At 29.3% G+C, this 11950-nt stretch carries 10 protein-coding genes; 3 read left to right on the forward strand and 7 right to left on the reverse strand.

The features are described 5' to 3' along the window. Positions 1-6 precede the first annotated feature (6 nt). The 4 genes from NSA58_RS02695 to NSA58_RS02710 all read right to left on the reverse strand — a co-directional run bounded on the left by NSA58_RS02695 (position 7) and on the right by NSA58_RS02710 (position 4938). Positions 7-870 carry an ABC transporter permease gene (locus NSA58_RS02695; RefSeq protein WP_074429645.1) on the reverse strand — a complete coding sequence of 288 codons (864 nt, stop codon included), beginning with the start codon at positions 868-870 and terminating at the stop codon, positions 7-9. Then, positions 870-1862 (reverse strand): ABC transporter permease, encoded by a 993-nt coding sequence (locus NSA58_RS02700; RefSeq protein WP_039679815.1) that lies wholly within the window; start codon positions 1860-1862, stop codon positions 870-872. Before NSA58_RS02700 ends, NSA58_RS02695 begins: the two co-directional genes overlap by 1 nt. 165 nt (positions 1863-2027) lie before the next feature. Beyond that, entirely contained in the window at positions 2028-3662 is a 1635-nt protein-coding gene (locus NSA58_RS02705; protein ID WP_039679814.1) for an ABC transporter substrate-binding protein, read from the reverse strand. Between the two features lie 250 nt (positions 3663-3912). After that, the gene (locus NSA58_RS02710; RefSeq protein WP_074078878.1) at positions 3913-4938 is read right to left on the reverse strand and encodes a YybS family protein; all 1026 of its coding nucleotides are present in this window, start codon (positions 4936-4938) and stop codon (positions 3913-3915) included. A 182-nt stretch (positions 4939-5120) separates the two neighbouring features. Between NSA58_RS02710 and NSA58_RS02715 the strand changes: the two genes are divergently transcribed. Continuing rightward, positions 5121-6047 (forward strand): LysR family transcriptional regulator, encoded by a 927-nt coding sequence (locus NSA58_RS02715; protein ID WP_039679813.1) that lies wholly within the window; start codon positions 5121-5123, stop codon positions 6045-6047. A gap of 151 nt (positions 6048-6198) precedes the next feature. Here NSA58_RS02715 and NSA58_RS02720 read toward each other — a convergent pair whose 3' ends face one another. Both NSA58_RS02720 and NSA58_RS02725 read right to left on the reverse strand, forming a co-directional pair. Further along, positions 6199-7659: a UDP-N-acetylmuramoyl-L-alanyl-D-glutamate--2,6-diaminopimelate ligase gene (locus NSA58_RS02720; RefSeq protein WP_039679845.1), complete on the reverse strand. Its 1461-nt coding sequence runs from the start codon at positions 7657-7659 to the stop codon at positions 6199-6201. An 11-nt stretch (positions 7660-7670) separates the two neighbouring features. Continuing rightward, positions 7671-8138: a metal-dependent transcriptional regulator gene (locus tag NSA58_RS02725; RefSeq protein ID WP_039679812.1), complete on the reverse strand. Its 468-nt coding sequence runs from the start codon at positions 8136-8138 to the stop codon at positions 7671-7673. Between the two features lie 286 nt (positions 8139-8424). Between NSA58_RS02725 and NSA58_RS02730 the strand changes: the two genes are divergently transcribed. Both NSA58_RS02730 and feoB read left to right on the forward strand, forming a co-directional pair. Further along, a complete protein-coding gene (locus tag NSA58_RS02730) occupies positions 8425-8652 on the forward strand; it encodes a FeoA family protein (protein ID WP_039679811.1) in 228 nt (75 codons plus the stop codon). A gap of 28 nt (positions 8653-8680) precedes the next feature. Beyond that, on the forward strand, positions 8681-10801 hold the full coding sequence (gene feoB, locus NSA58_RS02735) for a ferrous iron transport protein B (protein ID WP_074429644.1): 2121 nt from the start codon (positions 8681-8683) through the stop codon (positions 10799-10801). 47 nt (positions 10802-10848) lie between these two features. Here feoB and NSA58_RS02740 read toward each other — a convergent pair. After that, positions 10849-11950: HAMP domain-containing sensor histidine kinase (locus NSA58_RS02740; protein ID WP_257560012.1), on the reverse strand; the 1102-nt coding region annotated here is incomplete at its 5' end.

Genomic DNA, 11950 nt, shown 5'->3' on the forward strand with positions numbered 1-11950 from the left:
TACCTCCTAGTTATACGCTGTTTTAGGATCAATTAATTTTCCTATTTTTTTACCCATATTATCTACCATCATAGAAACTAAAACTAAAGATATACCTGGGAAAAATGCTAACCACCATTTTCCACTAGTCAAATATTTCATAGCTTCTGATAAAATAATTCCTATAGCTGGTTCATGAGATTGTAGACCAAATCCTAAGAAAGTTACTGAGGCTTCATGCAAGATAGCATGAGGGAAAATTAATACTATTCCAACTAAAAGCTGTGGTATTACATGAGGTAAAATATGATTTTTAGCTATATATAAATTTGATTTTCCAAAGTTTCTTGCTATTTTTGTATAATCAGATTCTTTTACTTGCATAACTTCTGCTCTAATTATTCTAGTAAGTGACGTCCAGTGAGTTAATGATACCCCAAGAACTATTCCCTTTAGTCCTCCACCCGCTGCCATGGAAATTAATATTATTATTAAAGTGTGAGGTACTGATAAGACTAAATCTATAAACCAAGTTATAACTGAATCTATTTTTTTTCCACAAGTAGGCCCTATGATACCTAGTATCACAGCAATAATTCCACTTATAATAGAAGATAAAACTCCTATTTTCATACTTATGCTTAGTCCTTTTAATGTTCTAAAAAACATATCCCTTCCTATCCAGTCCGTTCCAAATATGTGAGTCATTGAAGGTGCTTGACTTTTATTAATTAAATCAATACTAAACTTTTCTGGATCAATAACACTCCCTGCAATAAGTATTGCTATAAAAAATACTATAAATATTACTAGGGAAAGTATTGTTTTCTCTCTAATTCCAAATTCAAAGGGGGAAGATTTTCTTTTCACAGTGCTATTTAATTCACTCATTATGCCGCTTCCCCTCCTTTAATCCTTGGATCTATTATTCTATATAGTAAATCCGCAATCACATTTCCACTATAAACAAATATACAACTGATTATTACTATTCCCATAAGTAAAGGTAAGTCTCCCTTAAGTCCTGCTGATACTGTTGCTTGACCTAATCCTGGATAAGAAAATACCTGCTCTGCAAATATTGTTCCTGCAAACAATTCACTAAATGATAAAAACTGTAGTGTTATGGCAGGAAGTGAAACATTTTTTATTACATGGTTAAAAATTATACTTCTTTTGCTTTCTCCACGCGCTTTTGCAAATAAAACATAGTCGCTATTCATAACTTCTATAACTTTTTCTCTAGTATGTAAGCAAATATTAGAAACACCTATAAGGCTTAAAGTGAATGCAGGAAGAATTATATGGCTGACTAAATCCGTAAAGGTCACATCAGCTGAACTTACACCTATTGGTACTCCCAGGGCTACTGGGAACCATCCAAGAGAAACAGAAAATACCATAATAAATAAAATACCTAGCCAAAATGTTGGTGTTGATATAACTATATAGCAATATCCACGTATTATTTTATCTATTACTTTATTTTCATTAGTACCACTGATTATTCCCATTACAAAACCTAATAAGCCGGAAATAACCCAGGCTATCATCATTAAATATAGAGATGCTTTAAACTTTTGACCTATAACTTCTAGAACTGGTCTTCTATAAATTAATGAAGTTCCCCAGTCTCCTTGAATAATTGATTTGAACCAACACATAAATCTTTCCACTGGTGGTTGGTTTAATCCCCAATGTTCTGCAATTAATTCTCTTTGTGCTGCACTTACTTTTGTACTAGCCCCCACATAAGCTGTTACTGGGTCTATTGGAGATAGCTCCATCAACACAAAAGTAACTATGCAGAGAGCCACTAATAATGTTATTAATCTTATAATTTTTTTTGATAGGAAAACTCCTATATTTTTACTATTTTTCATCCAATAAACTCCCCTTTTGCAATCTTCGCATTTATAAATTCCATTCTTTCCTTGAACAAATACCAATGTATTTATTCAAGGAAAGAATGGAATTTTCACATATATTCTAATGTGAGGACATCCTAAAAGAATGTCCTCTACTTACATTATATAGATTATTTTGTCTTATTTCCACGACCATTCTGTAACATTATCAAAAATTCTTCCACCATGAGGTTGAACAACTGGATTTCCTATATCAAATCCTTCACTTACTATATAAACATGATTTGCATTTACTAACCAACAGTATGGAGCATCACCTATAGCTGAAGCACCAGTTTTTCCATCCCATTGAGCTTTTTGCCAGTATGGTAGAGCTTCTTCTTCATTTTCACTCTCTAAAGCTTTGTCTATGTATTTATTTACAGTTTTATTATCATAGAATCCTGCATTATCCCACTCAACTGGTGTATTTGCAGCTCCACCATAGTATAAGTTATAAAGTTCTGATGGATCTCCTGACCCAAATCCAAATAATACAGCTTCTTTGTGTATATCTTCCACTATTGTATCCCAAGTTCTTTCTTCTAAAGTTACTTCTATTCCTAATTCTTTAGCTACTTTTTGGAATTCCAATCCCATTGCTTGTCTATAGTTTCCAGCAGTATATAATAATTTGAAAGATGCTTTAGTTCCATCTTTTTCTAATATTCCATCATTATCACTATCTTTCCATCCACCATCTTCTAATATTTTCTTAGCAGCATCAACATCATTGTATTTTGACTCATCAAGAACTGTTTCTTCATTTAACCAAGGCATTTTTTCAAGTCCAGTTGTAGATACTGTTCCATATCCATTAAGAACTCCATCAACCATTCCTTGTCTATCAACAGCAGTATTTAATGCTTTTCTTATTGCTTCATCGCTTGTAACATTATTTCCTATTTCATTTCCACTTTCAGTTTTTTTGCCAGTATTTGCAACCATTGGGAATTCCACACCATAAGTTTCTATACTTGGTATGTCTAAAATTTCAGTTCCCTCAACTTTTTCTTTAGCAAGGTCTCCATTTATAGTTGCCATATCAACATCACCTGATTTTACAGCAGCATATGCTGCATCAGTTTCTAAAAATACCATAGTTAATTTTTTTATACTTGGTTTATCTCCATAGTAATCTTCATTAGCTTCTGCTATAACTTGTTGTCCTTTTGCCCAGTCTACAAATTTGTATGGTCCAGATCCTATTGGATTATCTTTGAATGCATCATCATAAGCATGTTTAGGAACTATACCACAAGCACCTAATTTTTCTATAAATGTAGACATTGGTCTTTTAAGTTTAAATTCTACTGTAGTATCATCTTTAGCTTCTATTTTGTCAATCATTGTTAAGTCAACTTCTGTTGAACTGTCTTTAGTTGTTTGATATGTAAATGCAACATCCTCTGCAGTTAAAGTTTTTCCGTCAGTAAACTTAGCATCATCTCTTATTGTAACTGTCCAAGTTAATTTATCATCAGATATTTTATAATCCTTTGCTAAATCATTTTCCCATCCAAGTTCTTTATCTCTTTTCATTAATGTTGAGAAAAACAGCTTAGTTATAGATCCATGTCCGCCAGTTATTGCATCAAACCCAGCTTCAGGTTCTGCTCCAACAGCAACTACTAACTCATTATTTTCTTTTCTTTGTTCAACTCCAGATTTTTTTGAAGAATCAGAGCCCTCATTTGAAGTATTAGAACATCCTGCTAGAGTTCCTACTAATAATACCATTGATAATAGCTTAGCAATATTTTTCTTTAATTTCATTTTTCTTTAGCCCCCTCATATTATATTTCCCTATAATTTGTCATGTTTCCCTATAATTTTTAATTTTTAACAAAAAAAGCCACGAAAGTATATTCACCTTCATGGCTTTTTTGTGATCTTCATAGATCCATTTCATATTCAAATTATGATAAAATTGTAACATTACTTTTATTCATTAGCAATATATTTTTAAATTTTTCCATATTATTTTTTTAAAAATTAAATTCTAAGTAACAACTTTAGCGAAATTTTATATCTTATATGTACTTATTAATTTCTCTGTATGAATATCCACAATATACTTTTGCTTTTTTCTTAAGTCAAATTTTTTATCCATAAATACTGCTACTATCACATAAACTAAAAATGTAATTCTAAAAATACTAAACAAAGAAACTATTGTAACACCAAAGTATAATAAATTTAAGCTTCTCTTTTTATATTTAATATTTATATAATTTCCTATTAATATATGCGTGTCCCTGAAAATAAAATAGTATGATAAATATTCCAAACAAGTAAGTATTGTTTTTAAATAAACATTGGTCATATTCACATTACTAATCCTTAACAAGTTAACTAAAATAATATATCCCAATCCATAATAAAAATACTCTTTTTTTATACACATAAAGTTTCCATAGCTTCTTATGGATCTCATCATAAAGTATTTTCTCTTTGCATTTTCATTCAAAATTCTAAGTCTTTTTCCACACATTATAGATAGGAAATATATACAAGATACCATTCCAAATGGGAATATGGCTATAAGTAAATAATAAATAACCTCTAAATTAATCTTAATAAATGGCAATAAATTTTCTAATCTATCTAGTATTGCTGGATTATTTTTAACATAATCTATGTATCCTTGGAATTCTTGCATAAAGCTATATCCTATAATATTTTTAGCATAAATATCTACTAATACCATAAATATAATGCCAATTATAGCCCCTAAATACAAATCATCAAAAATCTCTGATGATTTTAATATTAAATAACCACATAATAATCCTAACAGAAAACTTTGGCTAACTAATATGGCCGCTGCAAAGTTACCAAGAACAAATAAAATTAAAACAACGCTACTTATTCCACACATTAATGTATATTTGAATTCACACCTAAAATAAATTAATGCAAATATTATTGGTACCCCAAAATCTAAATATAAGCCATACCCTAATCCTGTAGATAAAGCTATCATTGTAATAATAATAAAAGCCGATGATAATATAGCAGCTTCTGTTAATTTTTTCACTGAACTATTCAATTTTATGCCTCCAAAAACTTTTAAATTAAATCTAGTATATCACTTTTTGTCAAATTTATCTCTTAATAAGAGAAGGTCATTTAAATTACCTCAACTTCAATTTATTATAATATATTGTGCACCCTAGAACTCATGTTATCTGTTATAATAGAAGATATAGGTTTAGGTTAGGGGGATTTTTTATGACTTTTGAACAATTAAAGTCTTTTTTAGCCATAGTAAAGTATAATCATTTTACCCTAGCATCACAAGAATTATATATATCTCAATCCTCAATATCAAAACATATAAAATCATTGGAAAAAGAACTTGGAGTTGAGCTATTTAATAGACAGCATAGAAGTATAAAACTCACTGATGCAGGAGAAGAGTTCTATAAGTTCGCACACAAATCTATGGCAGATTATAAAAATATTTTATTAGATATGAAAAAATATTCTTGTGAAGAAAGCAGTTCTATCTCCATTGGAGTAATAGATACCATGGTGGAATATGGTGTGGCATCTCTTATTGGAGACTTTCAAATGGAATATCCTAATATTCAAGTAGATTTAATCGAAAGGTCTAATAGTAAAATTATTGAATACATTAATGAATCCATGTTAAATCTAGGATTTATTAATTCCCATTATGAGCATAAAAATATTTTAAGTCTTCACAAAATAATTGATGATGAATTGGTCCTTGTAACATCTAAAAAGCACCCTTTGGCTGGAAGATCTTCTGTAGATATTTTCGATACAGCTAAGGAAAAATATATTTGCGTCAATGGAGATTATTATTTACATAATGTATTTTTAAATACTTGGGGCAATCTTAATTATTTTCCAAACACTTTGTATATAGACTCTCAAACGAAAACACTTTTAGCTTTAGTTTGTGAAAATATAGGTATAACACTACTTCCTTATAATGTAGCTTTATCTTACAAAAAAAATATTGATAATAGCATACATATTTGCCATTTGCAAAACTCTTTCTCAGCAAATATTTTCTTATCACAATTAAAAAATAGACGACTTAGTAAAAATGAAACTCTTTTTAAAGATTTTGCTATTAGATGGTTTGAAAAAAATAAGATATCACATAAATTATTAGAAAATAAATAACCTTTCAAAAAAAAACAAGTAGAACTTATCATTCTTCTTGTTTTTTTACTTTAATTATATATTCAAATTTAATTCTTTTAATAATCTACTTACTATCCATTTCAATATTTACATTTAATTTTTCATACTTTTATTTTATACCTAAACTCTTTTAATCCATATTATTCAAAATCTCTTTTGCAACAAGTTTATCATCAAATTCAACTATTTCGTCTTTAATTATTTGATAATTTTCATGACCTTTACCTGCTATAAGTACTATATCTCCTTCTTTTGCTCTTTGAATTGCCTCTTTAATAGCATCTTTTCTATCTACTGTAACAATGTAGTTTTCTTTATTTTTATCTATCCCTATTAATATATCTTTTATTATTTCACTTGGGTCCTCATACCTTGGATTGTCTGAGGTTATTATAGCTAAATCTGAATATTTTTGAGCTATTCTTCCCATAAGAGGTCTTTTTTCTTTTTCTCTATTTCCACCACATCCAAAAACTGTAATTATTCTGCCTCTTGCAAATGCTTTTATACTTTTTAAAACATTGTCCAGGGCATCAGGCGTATGAGCATAATCCACAAATACATGAATATTTTTATTATTATCCACCCTTTCAAACCTACCATTTACACCTTTTAATTTACTTATTCGATTCACAATTTCATTTATATCCATACCTAATACATAACAAGCGCAAATAACTGCTAAACAATTATAAACTGTAAACTGTCCCACCATATTTAAAGTTACTTTAGTTTCAAAATTATTTGGTCCAAGTAATGTAAATACTGTTTTGTCTTCATAAAGCTTTACATTCTTAGCCGTAAATGTAGATTCATAATTTATTCCATAGGTGTAATATGGCACTTCTAATTCTTTAATACTGTCTAATATTATTCTTCCATTCACATCATCTATATTAATAATATTTGCACTTGTGGTCATGTGAAATAAAGATTCTTTTGCTTTTCTATAATTTTCAAAGGTTTTATGAAAGTCTAAATGATCTTCTGTTAAGTTTGTAAATATACCTATTTTATATTTTAAATTTTCCACTCTTTTTAAAGCTAAAGCATGTGATGAAACTTCCATAGTACAATATTTACAATTATTTTTAACCATATTATTTAGACTTTTTTGAATTTCAATATTATTGGGAGTTGTATTTTTATTTAAATAATTATCTCTCCCATCAAATATACCTGTAGTTCCAATAAAACCACATTTATCATCTTGGCTAAGTATATCTTTTAAAAAAGTCGCCACACTAGTCTTTCCATTGGTACCCGTTACTCCTATTAATTCTATTTTTTCACTTGGGTCTTCATAAAAATTTCTTCCTAGAATAGTCATAACTTCATTTGTGCTTTTTACTTTTATATAAGTAAATCCATCGTCTTTTTGGACATCTTCTTCAATTATAAATGCAACTGCACCTTTAGCCTTTGCACTTTCAATAAATTTATGTCCATTAACATTAGCACCATTAATACAAATTAATAAATCCCCTTCTTTTACATTTCTTGAATCGTATTCTAACCCTTTTATTTCTACATCCTTAGGACCTAATAATAAAATTTTTTCTATATCTTTTAAAATATGTTCTAATTTCATGAAATCACCCTTCAATCTTTATTTTCCTCTTGATAGGATTTAAGCCTTTTTAAAACATCTTCATTCTCCCTAAAAAAATTAATTAGCTCCTCAATTTTTATCAACGTTTCAACATTTATTGTGTGTTCTATAGTCTCTGTTTCCTCATGAATAGACTCTTTTATTCCAATAATAGTTAAAAATTTTTTTATGGTATTATGTCTATTTAAAAGTCTTTCTCCAACACTTTCTCCCAAAGATGTTAATTCAATGTTATCGTATTTTTTATAAATTAACATATTTTTATCATTTAGTTTTTTTATCATTTTTGTTACTGAGGGTGGTTTAATATTGAGTTTTTTAGAGATATCCTTAACTTGTACTTTATCATTTTCAAGATTTAATCTGTAAATCATCTCAATATAATCCTCTTCGCTAGGTGTTAATTTATTATTTTTCATATACTCATTAAAAGTGTAGTAATCTTCTCTTTTACTCACAAAACCCCCTCCTATAATTTTATATTTTTAATAAGTTTTAAATATTACTACCTTTTTCGAACACTTTTAGTCATATGTGCATAATCTAAATTAAGAATGTTAGCCTAAGCTAAAACTCACTACGCTCGTATCGTCAACGACATGCTTTTGCTCAGCTTCATGCAAGTCCGTTGCTTAAAACAAACCTTATTTGTGAAGTTTGTCACTTATCTTGAGCTATATGCTGAGGATCATCTTAGGTAATGACTCTGCTAATTTTTAGATATCAATTAATTGGGGGTGCAATATGAAAAAACTTACAGACATCAAGGTGAAAAATACTGTTAAGGTTGAGAGTTTACTTTCTACGGGAAACTTAAAAGAAAGAATGCTTGCTTTAGGTTTAACTGAAGGAGCTGAGATAGATGTTCTTAGAAAGGGTCCAAAAAACAATTTAACAGTTTACAACATTAGGGGTAGTAAGATTGCTTTACGCCAAGAAGAAAGTAATTTAATCTTAGTATCATATATTTAATAATTATTTATTTTAGGGGGATAACATTATGGGTTTGACACAACAATCTACTAAAATAAAATCTTTAGAAGACATTTTTCATATAGAAAAAAAAGATAATGAATTTATGATTGCTTTAGCTGGTAATCCAAACACAGGAAAAAGTACAGTTTTTAATTATTTAACTGGTTTAAAACAACATACAGGTAATTGGCCTGGTAAAACTGTTTGTACTGCTAGGGGGGATTTTTCTTATAGAGATATTAATTACAGCCTTATAGATTTGCCTGGCACTTATTCTTTATTTCCTCTGTCACAAGAGGAAATAGTTGCTCGTGACTTTATTTGTTTTGGAAGTCCTGATGCTGTTATTGTTGTTTGTGATAGCACTTGTATAGAGAGAAATTTAAATCTTCTTTTTCAAGTAATGGAACTGACAGACAATGTGGTTTTATGTTTGAATTTACTTGATGAAGCAAATAAAAAAGGTATTAAAATTGATAAGAATAAGCTTGAAGATAAACTTGGTATTCCTGTTGTTTTGACTGCTGCCAGAAGTGGACTAGGTATGGAAGACCTTAAAGAAACTTTAAATAAAGTTGTAAAAAATGAATATAAGTTTGAAAATAAACCTGTATACTACGATGAAGAAATTGAAAGTATAGTTGGCTCCATTAAAGAAGATTTGATAAATATAATCCCTGCAATTAATCCTAGATGGTTGGGTCTTAGATTGATTGATGGCGATGAAAGTATTTTAACGTCTTTAAATGATTATACAGAAAATGATATTTTGAATGAATTAAATAATGTTAAAAGTAAAATGCCCGATGTTTTTGATAAAAGTAAAATAAGAAGTCACTTTACCAAGACAACTTATGACTATGCAAAGGCTATAAGTGATGAAGTTGTGACAATTACTAATAAAAACGCCATGGATAGAGATGAAAAGATTGATAAAGTTGTCTCCTCTAAAATCTTAGGCATTCCACTTATGTTATTACTACTTTGTGGAATACTTTGGATTACCATTGAAGGTGCCAACGTACCTTCAGCCATGCTTTCTGATCTTCTATTTTCTATCGAACCAAAAATTTATACTTTGTTAAATAGCATTGGCTTTCCCCTATGGTTAAATGAAATGTTAACTTATGGAATGTATAGAACTTTAGCTTGGGTTGTATCTGTCATGCTACCACCTATGGCTATTTTCTTCCCTTTATTTACCTTACTAGAAGATTTAGGATATCTTCCTAGAGTAGCCTTTAATTTAGACCATTTATTCAAGAAGGCATGTTGTCATGGAAAGCAATGTTTGACTATGTGTATGGGGTTTGGTTGCAATGCTGCAGGAGTTATTGGTTGTAGAATAATCGACTCTCCAAGGGAGCGATTGATAGCCATACTTACTAATAACTTTGTTCCTTGTAATGGACGATTTCCTACCTTAATAGCCATATCAAGTATATTCTTCAGCTCAGTTATTAGTAGCAATTTTTTATCTAGTAGTGTCACTGCCCTTTCCATTACTTTATTAATAATTGTAGGTGTACTTACTACTTTACTAGTTTCTTTTCTGTTGTCTAAGACTTTGTTGAAAGGAATTCCATCAACTTTTACTTTAGAACTTCCACCATACAGACCACCTCAAGTAGGAAGATTGATCTACACTTCGATTATGGATAGAACTTTGTTTGTTCTAAGAAGAGCTGTTACTGTAGCTATTCCAGCAGGAATTATCATATGGATTTTTGCCAATATTTACATTGGAGATATGAGTATATTGTCTCATGCCGCCAAAGCTTTAGATCCTTTAGGTAAAGTAATAGGACTTGATGGTTTTATTTTATTGGCATTCATACTAGGTTTTCCTGCCAACGAAATCGTAGTACCTATTTTGATTATGAGTTATATGGCTACGGGTAAAATGATTGAATTTGATGAACTATCAGCCCTTGGTGAGCTTCTTAGAAACAATGGCTGGACTTATTTAACAGCCTTGAATATGATGTTATTTAGCTTACTTCACTGGCCATGCGCTACCACTCTACTAACTATAAAGAAGGAAACAAATAGTACAAAGTGGACTGTATTAGGATTTTTAATTCCTACAGCTATAGCTTTTATTGTATGTTTTATTACTACAACTATTTATAATATTATTGTTTAAGGTTAAAAAAAGCATGGAGCTATTTAGAATACTACTCCATGCTTTTATTATACTTCCCTAGGAATCATAATTTCAAATTCAGTTTTATAGTTTTCTCTAGGTTCTACAATACTTATGCTTCCACCATGAGCATCTATTATTTTTTTACTAATAGCTAGTCCTAAACCTGAACCTTTTTTTGTGCGTGATTTTTCTCCTACTACAAAAGGTTCAAATATATTTTTACTTATTTCCTCAGGAATACCGTATCCATTGTCAGCAATATTGATTTTTACTTTATCATAATCTTTTTCTAATTTAAACAGTATAGCTAGGTTTTTATCATTATGTTTCAATGAGTTGTTAATAATATTTTCAAATACTCGCTTTAGTTGAAATCTATCTATATTACAGTAAATAGGCTCATCAGGAATATCAGCATCTACTTCAACATCTCTTATATCCAGTTCCTCATACTTTCCTGCAAGATAAACTCTTACATATTCGCATATATCAATTCTTTCAAATACAAGTTTATAATCTGGATGTTCTAATTTACTATATTCATAGAAAGTATTAATCAATTCATCCAAATCATCAGCTTTCCTATATATGGTCATAAGGTATTGATTTTTTTCTTCTTCTGAAACCAGATCATCACAAATAGCCTTTGAATATCCTTTTATAACAGTTATTGGAGTTTTTAAATCATGAGAAATATCTGCAAGCATTTTTTGTTTTTCTTCTTCCAAGCTTTTACTCTTAATTTCACTATTGTATAGCTTTCTTGACATATCATTAAAACTAATGCAAATATCACAAAACTCTTGTGGTCCCTCACATTCTAAATAGTTTTCACGCTCTCCATTTTTAAATTTTATAATGGCTTCATTCAAAATATTTATAGGTCTTTTTACTTTGTGATTTAACCAAAAAATGAATACTATTATTAAAATAATATAAATGAATATAAATATTATAAATGCAGCTATATAGGTTAACTCAATTTTACTATAAAGTTCATTACTAAGAGAAGGAGTATATATTAAAAGTGTCATCTTCTCATTATATTTATCTTTGAAGTAATATTTTCTAATATCATATCCCTTTAAATAGGTTCCTGTTAAATATTTAAATTCATCTTTGGTAAAAGTTTTTTTATTATCACCT

It is taken from the genome of Terrisporobacter muris (genome assembly GCF_024621905.1).
GTDB classification, from domain to species: domain Bacteria; phylum Bacillota; class Clostridia; order Peptostreptococcales; family Peptostreptococcaceae; genus Terrisporobacter; species Terrisporobacter muris.

Excerpts from the sequence above, each read along its gene's own strand:
- NSA58_RS02700 (WP_039679815.1), bottom strand. The coding sequence starts at position 1,862 with ATGAAAAATAGTAAAAATATAGGAGTTTTCCTATCAAAAAAAATTATA.
- NSA58_RS02695 (WP_074429645.1), bottom strand. The coding sequence starts at position 870 with ATGAGTGAATTAAATAGCACTGTGAAAAGAAAATCTTCCCCCTTTGAA.
- NSA58_RS02715 (WP_039679813.1), top strand. The coding sequence starts at position 5,121 with ATGACTTTTGAACAATTAAAGTCTTTTTTAGCCATAGTAAAGTATAAT.
- NSA58_RS02705 (WP_039679814.1), bottom strand. The coding sequence starts at position 3,662 with ATGAAATTAAAGAAAAATATTGCTAAGCTATTATCAATGGTATTATTA.
- NSA58_RS02720 (WP_039679845.1), bottom strand. The coding sequence starts at position 7,659 with ATGAAATTAGAACATATTTTAAAAGATATAGAAAAAATTTTATTATTA.
- NSA58_RS02730 (WP_039679811.1), top strand. The coding sequence starts at position 8,425 with ATGAAAAAACTTACAGACATCAAGGTGAAAAATACTGTTAAGGTTGAG.
- feoB (WP_074429644.1), top strand. The coding sequence starts at position 8,681 with ATGGGTTTGACACAACAATCTACTAAAATAAAATCTTTAGAAGACATT.